Genomic DNA, 19,088 nt, shown 5'->3' on the forward strand with positions numbered 1-19,088 from the left:
TCATCTATTATTAATGGTCAAAATAGGTATATTAAAAGCGTAATATTTCATTTTTATTTTCTTTTCCTTTCTTTTATAAACAGGAATAATATTGAATAAATGATAATCTATATTTTTGTTCTTTTTATTTATCTTTAAGAAAGGTATTCCCAAAAAAGAATATAAAGATATATTTTTTTTAGTAAACTTTTTCAAAATTATTTTATTGCCAATTTTCCATTTATTTTTGACATGGATATTAACTTCATATTCAAAATTATACCAATATTTACAGATAGGAACATACTTCTCATGGTTGAAATCAAATGCATGATTTATACAAGAAAGCTTTTTTTTGTCATGCGGTGTTGGAACAGTACAAAAGATATTTATCCAATCAAAAATATTTTTCCATGTTATACAAGGATCATAATTTGGAAAAGAAGTTAGTAAATCTTGAGCAAATTCAATAATGCCTTCAGAAAGAATAGGATAAATTTTAGCTCTAACTTTATCATTTTTATCTGGTTTCTTGTAGATAGGTTTTCCATTTCTGAAATCTTTAATTGGAGGCTCAGGTGATGTCATAAAAAACTCCATAACATCCCAATCTTTTATCCATGAAAATGGATCTTCACGGTAAGCTCTTAAAATATAATCAGTTAAATTAATATTCCTATTTTCATTAGCCTGCAATAAAAAATAATATCCGTGAAGCTGTTTACCAACTATTTTTTCAATCAACCTTTGTGATGATAAATTAATTGAACAAGTATCAATAATGGCAACATTTTCTTTTAATTCTAAATTTTCTATATAATCTTTATAAGATTTTGCATCTTCCTCTGCCAATTGCTTATAAATATCAATATGCTTTTCAATAAAATCAACCCCCTCCTCTGTATTAGTGATATCAGGTGTTTCTAATTCTAAAATACTATCTCTATGTTTATAATGCGATAAAATGTTTTTAACCGCGGAGAACTTTTCATTAGGATCAATGTATTTATTCTGCTGAAAATCCAAATAAAACAATGTACTTAAAACCCTAGGTGCGTAAATATAGCTTGATTTAATTTCATTTTGATTCATTAAATCGAATACTTTTTTTAGCGAAAAGCCATCTCTTGCAACAAAAAGTGCATTATTTATATTGTCTTTTTCAAAAGATTTTTTTAACCAATAAACATAAGAAAATACTGATGGACCTGCATAGTTATAACCAAAATCTTTCCAATAATTTTTTTGTAATTTTAAGTAATTGTACGCAAGCAGTCCAAGTAATATTGAAGTACCTACATCATTAGGATTTTGTTCATAATACATCTTTGTACGTATATTACTTTCAAATAACTGATTTAGTGCTTTTTTATAATGATAAGCATCTATTCCTTTTTCTACCGCCTTTTCGTAATCAGAATAATAATTATCCCCTATATGTAAAATAGTATTGGAATTAGATATTTCTAAGTCATTTAATATTAATTGGTAAAGCGTACCTTTATGTTTTGTTAATAATAAATCACAAGATAAGTAAAAATGATTATATTTATCATAACCATTTTTATGTAATATATTTATTAATATATTCTTCGGCAAATACATATCTGAAGTTATAATTATCTTCTTGTTTTTATTTAATGCATATTCATAGGCTTGGTATATTTCATGATTTACTTTTAAACAAGCTATTTCCAACTCTATCTCTTTATCTTTAAAAGGTTGAAAATAGGCTGGAAGTTCTTTATATATTTGATCTAATGTTACTTCTTCTTCAAGGCTGTGCATTCTAGCATTGGATTCAGCCGCAATTCTTGCTTTAGAAAAGCCTTGTATATTATATAATTTTTCCATATGCAAAAATAAATTAGTAGGATTTGCATAGATTCTTACCAATAGTGTATCAAAAATATCAAATGAAATTATTTCATGCTTATCTATTAAAAATTTTATTTTTTCTAACATAAATATGACCTTTCCCCAATGACAGTTCCACTGCTTAAATGAGACTAATTATACTAAGCCACTTGTTTAGCATATTCAACCAGCGACAAATAATTTAATACACTATGGAGGGCGAACGTGGTTATAGTGTTCACGCCATTTATCAATTTTATAGCACGTTCCAGCTAAACATCTAAACCAATGCTGATTTAGATATCCATTTCGGAATTTGCTATTTAAACTTTCAACAAACGTATTTTGCATCGGTTTTCCTGATTGAATAAAATTGAGGTTTACTCCTTATTTTTATCAAATGATTTAGAAATCTAGCAATTTGTTGACCACTGATTAAAATCAGTTAACCTATAAATTCTCACGAGAAATCATCTACCAACATTCAATACTTTAAATCGACGATGGTTAGGGAGTTAAGTTAATCGGAAACGAAATCCATGGACCATATTCCATTTACACTTAAAGGTAATAATAATGGCACTCTTTGATGATGAATCTTGTCTCTATTTTTGTTTTAACTTAGGTTTTTTATTACCAATAATAACCAATAAGTTTGTTTTTTTAATTTAACAAGTCCTTCTGATTTTAATAAGTCATGTAACATTAAATAACCATTTCTAGGATACTGACTAGCAAGCTCTTTTAAACGGACTATTAGCCTGTAATTTGACTTTGGTTTAGGTTCAAGTTGAAAATGAGAGACCCTTCAACTCAATTTAAACAAATAACAATTTCATCGTTCTGACAATTTAAAATTATCAATTAGTTACAATTCACCGATGCTGAGCAATAATCACTATATTTTTGCTAAATATGTCCTTTGTAGCTTCAATTTCCAGCACTCATTCAGCAAGAGGGTTTCAATTTGTTATTTTCTAATTCAAATCCTTTTAATCGTTTTACCTAATTTACTTCAAGCCCTAGATATTTACTAAACCTAGTATAAACTGTACCAGTTGAAATCATCAATTCTCGATTTAGGTAGCTAAACTTATCACCAGTTCCATGACATTTAATCGCTTTTATGATTCGTTCTTCTGCGAGTCGTTCTCTCATAATGAGTTCTCTTTTTTGGGTTAATTCTACTGAAAACCTCATTTAAGTCATGGAATTAACTTTATTTGATAGATCAAATAGCTAAAATATTTTATTATACCAAAGTAACATTAAGACTTAGATACGCTGAACTTATATAATGCTTATTTATTAATACAACAAATAAAAATAATTTAAGAACTATTTTATAGAATTGGATTATTTATGAATGACATAATTAGATTATGTTGCAAATTAGTAAATTAATAATAAATATTTTTCGAATATATCATATCCGAATGCTTTCGTCATCTATTGCTCACAAAAAATGGACAAAAATCGCCTCTATCATTTTGCAGTTTTGGTAATATTGTTGATTAATGGATTATAAGATTTAATTCTTATATTGCTAAAATAACCACGCTATTCAAAACCCCGTCGTAAATATTTTTCTACATTATTATAGACTGACACAAAAATTGATATATTAAGTAACATAAATTATCCTTGAGTTTCTATATTATTTAAATACCATTCAATAGTTTTTCGCAATCCACTTTCAAACTTTTCTTGTGGCTTCCAGCCTAACTGTTTTTGAATTTTCGATGAATCGATAGCATATCGATAATCATGGCCAGGTCTATCAGATATAAATTGAATTAAATCTTGATATCGTTTGATTCTATTTGGGTGTTTTGGAATAAGTTCATCCATCATTGAGCAAATAATTTGTACTGTATCTAAGTTCGTATATTCGCTATTTGCACCAATATTATAAGTCTCGCCAATTTTACCTTTCTTTAAGACAGAATATATAGCTTTGACATTATCTTCTACATATATCCAATCACGTATTTGTAAACCATTGCCATAAATGGATATGGGCTTGCCTGTCAGTGCCTTAAAAATTACAGATGGAATCAGTTTTTCAGTATGCTGGTAAGGTCCATAATTATTGGTACTATGTGTTATAATAGTTGGTAAACCATATGTGCGATACCATACTTTAACTAAATGATCACTTGATGCTTTAGAAGCGGAATAAGGGCTACTTGGTGAATACGGTGTTACCTCAGTAAAGAATGATTTCGTACTACCTAGATCCCCATAAACTTCATCAGTTGATACATGGATAAAACGAAATTTCTCTCTATTCTCATCAGACAAATTATTCCAATAATTTCGAGAAGCTTCTAAAAGTGTAAAAGTTCCTATAATATTACTTTCAATAAAAGCAATAGGACTGGTTATTGAACTATCTACATGGCTTTCAGCCGCTAAATGAATCACTGCATCGGGGTAATATTGTTGAAATACAAGATCCAATGCTTGTCGATTACAAATATCAACTTGTTTAAAAATATATCTTTCACTGCTAGAAGCCATTGCTAGCGAGTCTAAATTTGCAGCATAGGTTAATTTATCAATATTAATGACATGATCTTGAGTATGTTCGATAATATATCGAATGACAGCAGAACCAATAAATCCAGCTCCACCTGTTATTAAAACTCTTTTAGTGCTATTAAACAAACTCACCGCCCTATCCCATAATCTCTCAACTTATTCGCAATCGCTGTATGCGACACACCTAATCTTTTTGCCAGCTTTCTTGAGCTTGGGTATTGATCATATAATTTTAATAAGATCTCTTTTTCAAACTGTTTGGTTATTTCATCAAGAGTTTTATTTTCAATATTGTTGACCCACGATAATTGCGATGTGATTGGAGTCGGTAACACAATGTCTTTGACCGTTAACCTAGGCGAGGTCAATTGCGCTAATGCCGAATAAAGTATGTTTTTAAGTTGTCTTACATTACCTGGCCATGAGTAACGGGTCAAATTATCAATAACATTATCGTCAATTGTTGGTGGTATGATGCCTTGTTTATTGGCATATTCATTTACAAAAATATGCGTAAGTGATTGAATATCGTCTTTACGCTGTTGTAAAGAAGGTAAATTAAGCGATAGTACGTTAAGTCGGTAATAAAGATCTTTTCTAAATTTACCTTGTTCAACCAAATCAGCTAAATCGACCTTTGTTGCACAAATAATTCTAACATCGACATAAACTTCATCATCATCACCCACACGGCGGAAATAGCCATCATTGATAAAACGTAATAATTTAGTTTGCATTTGAAACGACATTTCATCAATGCCATCAAGCAATACTGAGCCACCGTTGGCTTGTTCAAAAAAGCCTTTTTTACCTTCAATAGCGCCAGGATAAGCACCAGCTGCATGCCCGTATAATTCACTTTCAACAACCTCATCAGGCATAGCTGCACAATTTAATGCTAGAAAAGCCTGATCGCCACGTGAACTGTATTGATGACAAGCATTAGCAAGTAAATCTTTACCTGTACCAGTTTCGCCAGAGATAAGCAATGGTTCTCTTTGCATTGAGAATGCTTTAGCTTGAGCGATAAGTTTTTGCATGACTAAACTTTGGCTGGCAAAAATATCAAAAGCTTGAGAACCAACAACCTTTATTTTTGATAACCTTTTTTTTAAATACTCAATTGGTTGTAAAATAAATATTGTTTTAGATGATTCCATCACTTTTTGCAATAAAACGTGCTGAGAATCTAACACAATAATCGTATCATCTTGTCCATCTATATTTATTGTATTATCAAGATTGAAGACCTTTTGATAATTAAAGGGTTGATTTAATACTAAATCGTTTTGAGCGAATAGTGCTCTAGCTACATGATTATAGGTAACCAGAAGTTGGTCATTATCCATTTCAATGATTGCTGCTTGCATACTCTGTCCACTTTTCATTAAGTTTTAATAAATTATCACGACGATATTGCCACTCAGAACTTTTTGTTAATTCTACATAGGTGATTTTTGTATTGGTTAATAAACATTTTGCTTTATCTAATGTTAAGGAATTAATCTTATCTAATGCTGCTAATTGGTCTAAAATAGCTAATGTCCCTTGCCTATTATTACAAGCTAAAAGCAGATCGCAACCTGCTGATAATGCCGTTTGGGCTCGCTCAGCATAATTACCCATTATTGAAGCACCTTCCATTGATAAATCATCAGAAAAGATTACACCATCAAAATGTAATTGCTCACGAAGCACTGTTTTAAGCCAATATGGCGAACCGCTAGCAGGTTTATTATTAAAAGCAGGATAGATAACATGAGCAGGCATGATTGCATCAAGTTTTTTATCCGCAATCAATTTGGCAAAAATTTGCATATCAAGTTCGATAAGCGACTTTTCGCGATAATCTACAGGCGTTTCCTTGTGTGAATCAGCAATCACATGACCATGCCCAGGAAAATGTTTGCCCGTAGTTTTCATACCTGCAGCATGCATACCATCAATCATAGCGGAAGCAACGTGATAAGCAACATTGACATCTTGATGAAAAGAACGTGTACCGATAGCAAGACAATCGTGACCTAAATCTAAAACGGGTGCATAGCTAAGATCGATATCAAAAGCAATAAGTTCCATAGCCAGAACCCAACCGGCATCAAAAGCTAATGATTTAGCTTGTTCAAGATCATTAAGAACCGCAAAAGATTGCGCTGGAGGTATAGAAGTAAAACCGTCTCTAAAACGCTGAACACGCCCTCCTTCATGATCGACCGAAATTAATAAACGCTGTGAAGAGGCAGCTCGAATCTGTTTTATCAATGTCATCAATTGAGTTTGATCTTGATAATTACGACTAAATAAAATCACCCCTGCAATCAACGGATTTTGCAACAGTTTTTTATCTTCTTCAGTTAATGCTAAACCTTCAACATCAATCAACAATGGTCCCATTATTTGTTGTCCTCAATAACTTTATTTGTTTCCTTATTGATATCAGACTGCTTAGGAAAATCTTTAGATGCAAATCTGGTTAGGATTTCTCCACTTTGTGTTGAAATTAATTCCATTGCCAGATCGACATCATTGCTTGCACTTGGTACTTTATATATTGTGGTGAAAAGAACATAGCTAGCATTTATCGATTTAGCCAGTCCAATCATCTTACCTCGTGATACCAACTTATCATCAGCTGAAATCCCCAATGATTGTTTAGCTTGGCTTATTGTCTGTCTATCTACTACTGTAAACGTATTTTGCTTATGCATTAACTGATGTAATGCTTCATCTATTTGATTATTTGCAAGATAATCACCACTCCGGTTTTGAATATCACTAATAAAAATAAGTTTATTGTCTGAATTTGAAAGTGGCACATTAACTAATTTCTTGATAAATGGTGATAATACCGAATTCCAATCAGTCTGTTTAGCAATTTCAGGAGGCATTTCAATCACACCAGTATCATCAGGCTGAGTAACATCTACAGGTGGTTTCACCTCAACTTTTTGGGTATTACTAATAAGGTGGCACCCCGTTAAAGCAAAAACCAGTGAACTTGTAACAAATATACGCTTGATCTGTTTCATATATGATTAACCTATTAATCTACCAAGATTTTTACCACCTAATAAATGCATATGAAGATGAAAAACTTCTTGCCCTGCATCTTTATTACAATTCATGATTAAACGATATCCACTTTCATCAATACCTTCTTGTTTTGCAATTTTGGCAGCAACAACCATCATATGCCCAATGATGGTTTCATCTTCTTCCTTAATATCATTAACGGTTGGGATAAGTTTGTTAGGAATAATTAGAATATGTGTCGGCGCTTGAGGAGAGATATCTCGAAATGCTGTCACCTTATCGTCCTGAAAAACAATATCAGCTGGGATTTCTTTTCGAATGATTTTGCTAAAAATAGTTTCCTGAACCATCAAACACTCCTTTTATACATACGTCTATAAGTAAAAATGATAGGTACTCATAAGCATAGCATATTTTGATAACAAAAATGTATAGAAATCGTTACATTTTAAAATGCATTTTTATATTTATAAAAGCAGACTAGAAAACTAATTAATTTTTTTAAACTTTTTATTTAATTAATTTAGATGCTTTGTAAAATAATCAAGATAGGGCGTAAAAAATGATCTTGTAAAGCATTGATTTTATTATGTTTTTTTATTTTTAATGTGATATACTACAAATATCCTCTATTAAAAGCTGACATAAAAATAAAAATTTTTCTATAAAAAGAGTGATACAAACCCGCAATTAAACTTGGTATATTCATTTGTCAAAAATGATAAGTTGATATATAATGCCCCGTCGATTTCAACCGCCTATTTTCATGTTCCTTGCTTTCAATGGGTTGCGGTTGCCCCGACAGAAAGCTGATTAATCCGTAGGGAGCGATAATGCGTCATTACGAAATAGTATTTATGGTTCACCCAGATCAGAGTGAACAAGTACCTAGTATGATTGAACGTTATACTGGTACGTTAACCACTGATGGTGGTAAAATCCATCGTTTAGAAGATTGGGGTCGTCGTCAATTAGCCTATCCTATCGAAAAACTGCACAAAGCACATTACGTGTTAATGAATGTTGAAGCAACTCAAGAAGCTGTTAACGAACTTGAAGATAGCTTCCGTTTCAATGATGCAGTAATTCGCAGTTTAATTATGCGCACAAAACACGCTGTAACTGAAGCTTCACTTATGTTAAAAGCCAAAGATGAACGTCGTAGTTCTGAAGAAGATTTTAACGAAGTAAATATGGACGATGATTCCGACGAATAATCGTTTAATGTTATCGGGTATTGTAAAAAAAACTCCGATACGAAAAATCAGTCCAAGTGGGATCTCGCATTGTCAATTTTATTTAGAACACGTTTCTAAACAAATCGAAGCAGAACTTACAAGACAAGCATGGTGCATAATACCTGTGATTGTTAGTGGACAACAAGAGCTAAGTTACATAAAAAAAGGCAGCAAAGTTTTAGTTAGTGGGTTTATAAGCACACATACTAAGCGCAACCAAACAAGCCAACTTGTTTTACATGCTGACCAAGTTAAACTATTAGGAGAATAGCCAAATGGCACGTTATTTCCGTCGTCGCAAATTCTGCCGTTTTACTGCAGAAGGCGTTAAAGAAATTGATTATAAAGATGTTTCTTTATTAAAAAGCTATATCACAGAAAGTGGTAAAATCGTACCAAGCCGTATCACTGGTACTAGCGCAAAATATCAACGTCAATTAGCTCGCGCAATCAAACGCGCTCGTTACTTGGCATTATTACCATATACTGATAATCATCAGTAATTAGCAACAGAGGGAACATATAATGCAAATTATTCTACTCGATAAAGTTGCTAATTTAGGCAGCTTAGGTGATCAAGTTAATGTTAAAGCAGGTTACGCACGTAACTTTTTAATTCCACAAGGTAAAGCTGTATCAGCAACTAAAAAGAATATCGAATTCTTTGAAGCTCGTCGTGCTGAATTAGAAGCTAAGCTTGCAGAAACATTGAAAGCAGCTGAAGAGCGTGTTGCTCAAATCAATGCACTTGGTAAAGTAACTATTACTTCTAAAGCCGGTGATGAAGGCAAATTATTTGGTTCAATCGGTACTCGTGATATCGCTGATGCTGTTAAAGCTCGTGGTATTAAAGTATCAAAAAGCGAAGTTCGCTTACCAAATGGCGTACTGCGTACTACTGGTGAACATGAAGTGTTCTTCCAAGTACACAGCGAAGCATTTGCTAAACTTATTGTTGATATTATTCCTGAATAATTATCCAACAATAAACACAAAAAGACCCGTCATTATAGCGGGTCTTTTATTATCTATTTCACAATAATTGATTTACCTCGACCTCGAATATCTGATACGGCTTCGGGTTTATTATCCGTAATTTTTATGGCTTGAATATCACCGCTAAAATCTTGCTGTTTAAAATGATAACCCATCTGTTTAAGTTTATCTTTTAACTTCTCTGGCACTTTATTTTGAAAACGCTCAATAAAGATAAGATTCGCTGGTAATAGTTGATGATGATAACGCGGAGCATCCATTGCCGCTTTTAATGACATATGATTATCAAAAACATTTGTCACAACTTGAAAGATTGAAGTGAAAATCCTTGAACCGCCTGGTGTACCAATGACCATTGCAACTTCGTTATCTTTAATAAAAATACTTGGTGTCATAGAAGATAAAGGACGTTTATTTGGTTCTATTGCATTAGCATCTTTGCTCACGACACCAAATTGATTAGCAACACCGGGTTTACTACTAAAATCATCCATTTCATTATTTAGAATGATACCAGTGCCTTCTATTACAACAGCAGAGCCAAACCAACCATTAAGTGTATAAGTATTCGATGCGGCATTGCCCCATTTATCTACAATCGAAAAATGTGTAGTCTGTAACTTTTCACGATTATTATCTAAACCTGGTTTAACTTTTTCAGTAATAGAAATCGCTTTTGGATTAACTTGTTTCGCTCTCTGCGCTAAATAATTAGTATCAATCAATTCAGTGACAGGTACAGAGATAAAATCAGGATCTCCCATATATTCGGCTCGATCAGCAAAAACACGTTTTTCTATTTCTGCTAACAAGTGAATATATTGTGCTGAATTTACTTTTACACCTTTGAAATCATTCGCTAAATATTGTTTCATTAATAATAATTGAATTAAACCAACACCTCCTGAGCTTGGCGGTGGAGCAGTAACAATCTGCATATCATGCCAGTTAGCAATTAAAGGATCTCGCCATTTAACCTTATAATTTGCTAAATCATTTTCAGTAATTAAACCTTCATTTTTCTCCATCTGTTGTGCAATTAATTTAGCCGTTTCACCTTTATAAAATCCATCGCTACCTTGGTGGGCAATACGATCCAAAACTTTACCAAGCTCAAGTTGTTTAAATATTTTACCTTCTTGCATTGAACCAAAGTATTGCTTAAAATGACCATTAGCAGGCGCAAGTTCTTGTGCTTCTTGATAACGTTTAACTAGTTGTTTGTCTACAATAAATCCTTCATTGGCAAATCGAATAGCTGGTGCTATAACCTCTTTCCAAGGTAATTTACCAAAACGCTGATGAACCGCCCACATACCAGCAACAGTTCCAGGCACTCCCGATGCTTTGTAAGAATATAAACTCAAATTAGGAATCACATTTTTATGATTATCAAGATACATATCTTTATCAGCTTTACTTGGTGCAACTTCACGATAATCAATAAAATAAGGCTTACTGTCCATCCAAAGAGTCATAAAACCACCCCCACCAATATTACCCGCTTCAGGATAAGTAACAGCAAGAGCAAATGCGGTAGCCACTGCAGCATCGGCTGCATTTCCGCCTTTTTCGAGCACTTCTTCGGCTGCCTTTGCTCCATAATAATCAGGCGAAGCAACTGCAGCAGCCGTTAATTTTTGTGTTACGTTTTCGACAGCAAGTACTTGTTGGCTTATCAGTAAAAATACCATAAAGTAGCAATACTTTATCAATTTATGTTTAAGAGAAAACATTTTGCACCTCCTAATTAAAGTATTATTTATCGTACCCACTTAACACCAAAATACATAAAGCATATTAATAAATCATGCAACAATATGTTAAGGGGGAACCATCAATATAACATAGAAAACAAAAACATTGAGTAAATATTGCTCAGGAACACTATGCATACCTTTCCTTAAATTGTCACTTAAATGGAGTAGCAATACTCTTGTTTGGTGTAAAACGTTTTTACAGAATTACCCACAAGTGTCAACAATGATACATTTCTTAATATAATTAGCGTAAAATATCCTCCGTCTAAATAAAACTAATTTTGTTAAAAACTTTCAGGAAACACTACGTTTAAGTATAAAATAGTAGTGAATTTAGTAGGAATGATTTCTTAAATCTCAGAGAAAATAAGCATAATTGATATTTATGATTTTAGCTAAAAAAGAGCGTAATCTTTAATAAAATGTATACGCCCTTATATAAAAAATTAAGCTGTTTGAATTTTATTTTCTGACTTACCTTGCTCATCTTTATACAATTTATTGTCATATAATTTGACAAAAGGAATATAGATTAGCAAAGCTAAAATAGCCGAAAATATGGCAACAATAGCCGCTTTATAATCACCACCAGTACTAATAAATGCCCCTAATCCCATTGGGGATGGCCATGGAATTAATGCGATGATTGGATGAATAAAACCAGTATTAATAGCCAAATAACCTAATGTTCCGCAAGCCATAGGTGCTAAGAAAAAAGGGAGAGCTAAATAAGGATTGTATACAATCGGCATACCAAAAATAACTGGTTCGTTGATATTGAATATTGCAGGTACTGCAGATGCTCGCCCTAAGATTTTTAGTTGGCTAGACTTAGCAAAAAACGCAATAAAAAATGTCATTAATAAAGTAGAACCAGATCCCCCTAAAATCACAAGTGAATTATTAAATTCACCAGCAAAAGGGATATGTGCTCCCGCTGTATTTTCAATCATATTAGTTAACATAATAGGGGTAATAAATGCACCAATAATACTGGCACCATGGATCCCAACCACCCATAGTGCATGAATTAAAAACAGGATAACCATAATACCCAACCAGCTTTTGGTAAGATTGGTTACAAAGGCAAACGGTACGGCTATAATATTGAAAATATCAGTACCAAAATAGATTAAAATGCCATTAACAATGATCACAAAAAAGGCAATTACAAAAGTTGGGATCAGTGCGGTAAAAGATCGCGAAACTCCTAATGGCACTGTTTCAGGCATTTTTACAACCCAATTTCGTCTAACACATAAAAAATAGAGGTTAGTTGCCACAATGGCCATAACTATTGCAATAAATATACCTGATGTACCCAAGCGAAAGATAAAGGGTTGTAAGCGTAGCCCATTAAAGACTAAATTATTTTGATCATTAAGTAAGGTAATAACCCCATTTTGCATGATCAGTTCAGGCAAAGTCATGAAAAAGGCAAAAACAGATAACATCGCACCGTTAAGAGCATTAACTTTAAGACCTGTTTCTTCTGCTTCGATTTTAGTTAGTTCATAACCAACAACAAAGTTAAAATAAAGAGCCAAAATACCGATTGTCGCCGTGTTAGCAATCATATAAAGATCACTCACTCTAAAAAAAGTATTTTCAAAAAAAACCTCCAATCCCGTAAATGTCATTGGCAACGTATTGAATACTAAAAACATGGAACCTACAATGGAAAAAGGTACAGACGCCATTCCCGCAGCCATTACGGCTCGAACAATTTTGAATTGCGATATTTTAGCCATGGGCGTCATCAGATATTTCTGCAAAATAACAAATCCCGTATTCATTTTATTGTCCTCTTTTAATTAATAAATTCTTCGTAAGTTTGGATTCTTTTAAAATACTGATCCCGATTATGTTGAATATTATTTAGCTTTTTAAGCATTAAAAACGTAATAATTAAACTCACTACCAGTAATATCGCTAATACATGTAATGTTTGTTGCGTCTGTTTTAAGAATGGATAGAAAAATTGAAACAAAGGAGTGTAGAAAGTAATAACGAGTGTCATAAAGACTATTGCTAAAGTACGATAAAATAATCTTGCATAAGGCAATTTATTGCAATGATTACGATAAAGCTTAATTTGTTCCCATGTGGTAAGTATGCCCAAAACAAAAAGAGCAAGCGGTAAAATAGCGACTATTGACAATGAACCTATTAGAAAAGTTGCCCAATAAAGATTCAAAAATAAAAAAAATGCAGTGGTATAGCGAATCACTAAAAATCGATTAAAATAGAGATTAGTTAGGCTGATTTTTTTATGCATTGTTAGATTTTCTGTCATTATGCTACTCCTTATTTAGCTCTTTAGTTTTATTTCTAACTCATGATGTTTTTCATATAGATGTAACATTTCAATTGCCATTTCTCGAAAGTTCATGGTTGTCATTAAGTGATCTTGTGCATGTACCATAATAATTTCCATTGTGATTTTGGTACCATTAGCATAATTTTGTAGTAGTTCTGTTTGGGAATGGTGTGCTTGTAAGATTTCTTTATTCGCTTCTTCAAGAAGCTGATTTGCGCCAATAAAATCAGCTTGTCTCATCGCCTTAAAAGCATCATGGATTTTAGTTTTAGCATTACCACTATACAAAATAATATTAAAAGCAATAAGTTGAATATCCTCTGAGCTCATTTCTTTATTCATTGCTATACCTCTTTTTCAATAAGTTGGATAAAAAGTCGCTTAAATTGGTCAAAGTTATGTGCTTTCAATAGTTTTGATTGCATTTCTAAATCGTCAATCAATTTGATAATGGCTTTTGTCATTATCGATAAAGTCGAATTTTGATAAATAGATGGTGAAATCATAAAGATAAAGTGAATTTTGGGGTAATTGTGATCCCAAAATAATCCATTAGGAATAATAGCAATACCAATTTTAGACAATTTCCCCACAGGCATTGCCGGATGTGGCACTACGATAGTTGGGCTAAAGAAAATATCACCTAATATGATACGATTCTCCATTTGCTCTATCATCTTTTGCTTATAATTGTTATCTTCATTTAGTACTAAAAGATCAAGCAAACCATCTAAAACTTGTTCTTTACTTTGGGTACCTCTGCATTGGTAGAAATAATCAGCGGATAGTTCATCTACCATTTGTCCAACATTACTAAGATGATCTGATGCGAACATTGATATTGGCTCTATATGTGCCGAGATAAGCATAATTGGTGACGATAAATGACGACGAATTTTTTGTATATCATCTTCAGTAAAAAATACAGAGACGTGAAAAACAGGGACTTTAAATACTTTTGATGATAGATCAACTGACGAGATAATAAAATCAACCTTATCCAATACTTTGGGTTCAATTTCATAATAGCCTTGTGTTGCAACGATTTTGATTCTTTCATTAAACTCGCATTCAACGCGATTTTTTAGTAGTTGAGCACTACCCTGCCCAGTTGCACAAATAATTAACACTTTAGCCTTTTGTTCATTTTTTAACTTTTCTATCGAAGCTAAAAAGTGCAAAGTCAAATAACCCCATTCATCATCAGGAATCGTAAATTTTTTAAGTTCAGGAAGCCGGTTAAGGTATATTTTAACTAACTCAAACAATTCTGGAGAGTTTGTTTTAATTTCATCAAGCAATGGGTTTTTCAATTTTATATGCTGTTCTAAGCGGACAATCATCGGTTTTAGGTGCTGAATAATTCCGTTTTTCAATTGCTTATCGTTTAAAAATAAATATCCAGTTTCTTGCTGGATTCTAAATAATAAATTAGTCAAAGATAAATACAGCTCGGAGTTAAAATCATTCTGAATAAAATTTGATTTACTAATCAAATGCAATGTTAAATACATTTGTTCTTCTTTAGGAAAACAAAAACCAATCACTTTTTCTACTCTATTGATGATTTTTTTAGCGACTTGATATTCCAATTTCTTTTTAGTCGATTGTGGCATATCAAGATTTTGGATAGAAAGTCCTAACTGTAACCGTTTAATGCTTAATGATAAATGCAAGACGATATTTTGTATCATTACATCAGATAATTTTATTTTTGCCTCACGACACTCATCTAAAATAATAATGGTTAACGTATCTAAGCCAATTACATCATTGAACTTGTTTAAATAAGTTAGATGCTGCAGAAAATTAATCGATTCTTCATGAAAAAAATAGCTCAAAATAAAATGTCGTTTTGCTTTTTCCTCACCTTCAACATAAAACAGAGATTGACTTTTTTTAATAGTAAGCCCATAAGGTTGGAGTTGGTGTTTGATTTCTAAAATATCTTTATTTAGTTGAGAAGAACTAATAAATAATTGTTCAGCTAATGCTTCTATATCGATTTTTTGGCTTTCTAATAATAATAAATTAAGAATATGGTGTTTTCTCCGACATACTTCTCGACAATTTGCTTGTTCTACATTGCGATCTAATAAATGATGCTCAATTAAAAATAAATTGAAAGCTGTTCTATCTTTAATTTGTAATTTGTAACCATAACCTTGTTTACTAATAATAGATCCACCGTGACTTTCAATTAACGATTTAAAATCATTAAGATAAGTGCGAACAGTACGATCTGATAATGCTAACTCATTTGCTAGTAATGCACTACTTTTGAATATATCTTTAGAACGAACTAATAAACTAATAAGGTCACGCTGTTTATTTTTAATCACTATCATCCATACCTGTGTCAACTAAAACCATATTATTAATAATATAGTGAATACTTTTAACTATCACATAAGTACACCACACACCAACGTAAGATAGTAAGGCGCTGCTATTTTTTAAATAATCTATTCACAACGCCAAATCATATATCGCTAAAGCCGATATATATTGATTTAAATTAGTTTATATTCTCCTCTACCAACTTAGCCAATTGTTCAATGCCTGATTGAACGGGTATATAAGCCTGAAAAGGAATACTCACAACAGGCTTACCGACTTCTTCCCCCAATTTTTTAAATTTATCAAGCATCATCATAGTTTGCGGGCTAATTAAAAAGAGTGAAAAATCACTATTTTGAATCATATTTCCGCCTTCGCTTGCCGAGACTGCATCAACCAAAATTGTTTTATCTTTGCTAGCAAAATATTCTGTTACTTTTTTAGCCATTAATGATGATGACATACCTGCTGCACAAATGATTAATGCTTTTTTCATAAATTCCCCTAAAAATAGTTATGCTTTATAAGACTTCGCCATTAGAGTCAATCACTCTTTTAAACCATGCGAATGAGGCTTTGCGGCTACGTTTTAGTGAACCGTTACCTTCGTTATCTTTATCAACATAGATAAATCCATAACGTTTTTCCATTTCACCTGTCCCTGCTGAAACAAGATCAATACATCCCCAAGGAGTGTATCCCATCAAATCAACACCATCTTCTTCAACAGCAAGTTTCATTTGTTTAATATGTTCACGCAGATAATCAATACGGTAAGCATCGTGCACGCTACCATCAGCTTCGACTTTATCGTAGGCGCCAAAACCATTTTCAACTATGAAAAGCGGTAAACGATACATATCAGTTAACCAATTAAGTGTATAACGAAGTCCCTCAGGATCGATTTGCCAACCCCAATCTGATTTTTTAACATATTGATTGCCGATCAGATCGGTTTTTTCATTATATTCATAGCTTTCATTATCTTCTTTTTTCCTAATTGCATTAGACATGTAATAGCTAAAGCCAATGTAATCAACTGTTCCATTTTTCAAGATCTCAAGATCTTGATCGGTGATATCAAGTTTAAAATCTTTACGTTGCCAATAATTTTTAATATGGTTTGGATACTGACCATGGACATGAACATCACCAAAAAAATATTTACGCTCCATCGCCTTTTGTGCCATTAGAATATCACCTGGTTTACAAGTCTCTGGATAGATAGGAATCATCGCCAACATACAGCCTATTTCAAAATCAGGATTAATAGCATGACCAATTTGTACCGCTTTAGCACTAGCAACTAATTCATAATGTGCAGCTTGATACATAATCTGCTCGCGATCGTCGCTTGGTTTATAGAAAATACCTGAGTTAGTAAACGGTGCAAAATCTTCATTAAAGTTAGCTTGATTATTGATTTCGTTAAAAGTCATCCAATATTTGACTTTATTCTTATAACGATCAAAACATACCTCTGCAAAACGAACAAAAAAATCAATTAATTTACGATTACGGAATCCACCATACTCAGTAACAAGGTAATAAGGTAATTCAAAATGAGAAAGTGTAACAACTGGCTCAATATTGTATTTTAAGCATTCATCAAAAAGATCATCATAAAATTTTAACCCATCTTCATTTGGTGCAAGTTCATCACCTTTTGGAAAGATACGAGTCCAAGCAATAGACGTACGAAAACATTTAAAACCCATTTCAGCAAATAACTTAATATCATCTTTATAATAATTATAAAAATCAATAGCTTCATGATTAGGGTAATATTCACCGTCAATAATACCTTCAGTAATTTTACGATAACTTTTTGGTGAACCAACAGTCATCACATCAGCGACACTTATTCCTTTTCCACCAACTTGCCAAGCACCTTCTAATTGGTGAGCAGCAACAGCACCACCCCACAAAAAATCTTTTGGTAATCCTCTATTTTTCATAATTAAGTACCTGTGTTTATTGATAATTCAAATTTAGTATAAAAGGAAAAAAATAGAATTACTAACCAACTTTTTCCGTATTGATCAGGAAAAATATAAGTATATTTGGGTAGGAAAGGTTATTAGTGAAATGTGCAGCTTTTTGTGATATTTACCGAAATGCGATAAATATCACAAAAATGAATGATAAACTTTAAATATTTGAAGTTAACTTTTAAATAAATTCTTCAAACCCATCGGCATATTTCGATGGCACAAACTCAATAATGTCATACTTGCCAATTTGCTGAATATAGAATGGATCTTTTTACAATATTGCTAACGCTTGCTCTTTATTCTCAGCACGACAAATAATCACACCACCTGTACGAGGGACTTTTGGATCTGATATGTAAATACCCCAAACTTAATACACAACTCACGTAGAAAATTAAGCTGCCTGTTTTAATGTTTTATATTCGATCGGCGTCATATTATTTAGTGCTTCATGAGGCCTTTCGGTGTTATAAATCGTTAACCATTCTTCGGTTATTCTCCTTGCTTGCGCTAGGTTGTTAAAAAGATATAAATCTAACACTTCAGTTCGATAAGTCCGATTAAATCGTTCAATGTAATCATTTTGATAAGGGCTACCGGGTTTGATGTAATCTATAGTTATACCATGTGTTTTTGCCCAATTAGTAAACGTGTTTCCGGTGAATTCTGGTCCATTATCGACTCGTATTTTTAATGGATACCCATTATATTCGGCCAGTTTATCTAAGTAACGGGTAATCCTTCCTGCTGGTAAGCTTATTGCAATATCAATCCCTAACGCCTCACGATTAAAGTCATCAATGACATTGAATGTCCTAAAGCGACGTTGATTACGGCTACTGTCACTCATAAAATCCATTGACCAACATTCACCTTGTTTATTAGGAGCCAATAGCTTTTCTGGAGTTCGTGGGGGGATACGTTTTTTACGCTTTACCCTGAGATTAAGTTTCAACTCACAATACACCCGATACACCCGTTTATGATTCCATTTATAGCCGAGCTTTCTGATACGATTAAAGCATTT

18 protein-coding genes and 1 pseudogene are annotated in these 19,088 nt (G+C 32.6%); 4 read left to right on the plus strand and 15 right to left on the minus strand.

Annotated features, from left to right (window positions below):
* The 7 genes and pseudogenes from A9G43_RS06340 to A9G43_RS06375 form a co-directional block, all read right to left on the minus strand.
* A complete protein-coding gene (locus A9G43_RS06340; RefSeq protein WP_065607578.1) occupies positions 1-1,944 on the minus strand; it encodes an HAD family hydrolase in 1,944 nt (647 codons plus the stop codon).
* 53 nt (positions 1,945-1,997) lie between these two features.
* Positions 1,998-2,994, minus strand: a pseudogene (locus A9G43_RS06345) (integrase core domain-containing protein).
* A 480-nt stretch (positions 2,995-3,474) separates the two neighbouring features.
* Positions 3,475-4,506 carry a dTDP-glucose 4,6-dehydratase gene (rfbB, locus tag A9G43_RS06355; protein ID WP_065607606.1) on the minus strand — a complete coding sequence of 344 codons (1,032 nt, stop codon included), beginning with the start codon at positions 4,504-4,506 and terminating at the stop codon, positions 3,475-3,477.
* 2 nt (positions 4,507-4,508) lie between these two features.
* Complete coding sequence (locus A9G43_RS06360) at positions 4,509-5,750, minus strand: sigma 54-interacting transcriptional regulator (protein ID WP_065607580.1); 1,242 nt, start codon at positions 5,748-5,750, stop codon at positions 4,509-4,511.
* On the minus strand, positions 5,731-6,774 hold the full coding sequence (gene nagZ, locus A9G43_RS06365; protein WP_065607582.1) for a beta-N-acetylhexosaminidase: 1,044 nt from the start codon (positions 6,772-6,774) through the stop codon (positions 5,731-5,733). Before nagZ ends, A9G43_RS06360 begins: the two co-directional genes overlap by 20 nt.
* The gene (locus A9G43_RS06370) at positions 6,774-7,409 is read right to left on the minus strand and encodes a hypothetical protein (protein ID WP_065607584.1); all 636 of its coding nucleotides are present in this window, start codon (positions 7,407-7,409) and stop codon (positions 6,774-6,776) included. The genes nagZ and A9G43_RS06370 overlap by 1 nt, the downstream gene beginning before the upstream one ends.
* A gap of 6 nt (positions 7,410-7,415) precedes the next feature.
* Complete coding sequence (locus tag A9G43_RS06375; protein WP_065560728.1) at positions 7,416-7,763, minus strand: HIT domain-containing protein; 348 nt, start codon at positions 7,761-7,763, stop codon at positions 7,416-7,418.
* A 483-nt stretch (positions 7,764-8,246) separates the two neighbouring features.
* Between A9G43_RS06375 and rpsF the strand changes: the two genes are divergently transcribed.
* From rpsF to rplI, 4 genes are read left to right on the plus strand one after another with little or no spacing between them, the layout of a single operon-like run.
* On the plus strand, positions 8,247-8,630 hold the full coding sequence (rpsF, locus tag A9G43_RS06380) for a 30S ribosomal protein S6 (protein ID WP_065607586.1): 384 nt from the start codon (positions 8,247-8,249) through the stop codon (positions 8,628-8,630).
* Positions 8,614-8,922, plus strand: coding sequence for a primosomal replication protein N (priB, locus tag A9G43_RS06385; protein ID WP_065607588.1), 309 nt, complete (start codon positions 8,614-8,616; stop codon positions 8,920-8,922). The genes rpsF and priB overlap by 17 nt, the downstream gene beginning before the upstream one ends.
* 4 nt (positions 8,923-8,926) lie before the next feature.
* A complete protein-coding gene (gene rpsR, locus A9G43_RS06390) occupies positions 8,927-9,154 on the plus strand; it encodes a 30S ribosomal protein S18 (RefSeq protein WP_025314965.1) in 228 nt (75 codons plus the stop codon).
* A 22-nt stretch (positions 9,155-9,176) separates the two neighbouring features.
* The gene (gene rplI / locus A9G43_RS06395; protein ID WP_034914705.1) at positions 9,177-9,626 is read left to right on the plus strand and encodes a 50S ribosomal protein L9; all 450 of its coding nucleotides are present in this window, start codon (positions 9,177-9,179) and stop codon (positions 9,624-9,626) included.
* Positions 9,627-9,679: 53 nt separating this feature from the next.
* Here the strand turns inward: rplI and ggt are convergent, their stop codons facing one another.
* The 8 genes from ggt to A9G43_RS06435 form a co-directional block, all read right to left on the minus strand.
* Entirely contained in the window at positions 9,680-11,341 is a 1,662-nt protein-coding gene (gene ggt / locus A9G43_RS06400) for a gamma-glutamyltransferase (protein ID WP_442903316.1), read from the minus strand.
* A gap of 512 nt (positions 11,342-11,853) precedes the next feature.
* Complete coding sequence (gene celB / locus A9G43_RS06405) at positions 11,854-13,203, minus strand: PTS cellobiose transporter subunit IIC (protein WP_065607592.1); 1,350 nt, start codon at positions 13,201-13,203, stop codon at positions 11,854-11,856.
* 14 nt (positions 13,204-13,217) lie between these two features.
* Positions 13,218-13,703, minus strand: coding sequence for a hypothetical protein (locus tag A9G43_RS06410; RefSeq protein ID WP_065607595.1), 486 nt, complete (start codon positions 13,701-13,703; stop codon positions 13,218-13,220).
* A gap of 15 nt (positions 13,704-13,718) precedes the next feature.
* Positions 13,719-14,057: a PTS cellobiose transporter subunit IIA gene (locus tag A9G43_RS06415; RefSeq protein ID WP_065607608.1), complete on the minus strand. Its 339-nt coding sequence runs from the start codon at positions 14,055-14,057 to the stop codon at positions 13,719-13,721.
* 14 nt (positions 14,058-14,071) lie between these two features.
* A complete protein-coding gene (locus tag A9G43_RS06420; RefSeq protein WP_065607610.1) occupies positions 14,072-16,069 on the minus strand; it encodes a BglG family transcription antiterminator in 1,998 nt (665 codons plus the stop codon).
* A 176-nt stretch (positions 16,070-16,245) separates the two neighbouring features.
* The gene (locus tag A9G43_RS06425; protein ID WP_065607598.1) at positions 16,246-16,563 is read right to left on the minus strand and encodes a PTS cellobiose transporter subunit IIB; all 318 of its coding nucleotides are present in this window, start codon (positions 16,561-16,563) and stop codon (positions 16,246-16,248) included.
* Positions 16,564-16,588: 25 nt separating this feature from the next.
* Positions 16,589-18,025, minus strand: a complete 1,437-nt coding sequence (locus A9G43_RS06430) for a 6-phospho-beta-glucosidase (protein ID WP_065607600.1) — start codon at positions 18,023-18,025, stop codon at positions 16,589-16,591.
* Positions 18,026-18,455: 430 nt separating this feature from the next.
* Positions 18,456-19,088: IS3 family transposase (locus tag A9G43_RS06435; RefSeq protein WP_065607612.1), on the minus strand; the 633-nt coding region annotated here is incomplete at its 5' end.

The organism is Gilliamella sp. Occ3-1, assembly GCF_001690655.1.
GTDB classification, from domain to species: domain Bacteria; phylum Pseudomonadota; class Gammaproteobacteria; order Enterobacterales; family Orbaceae; genus Gilliamella; species Gilliamella apicola_P.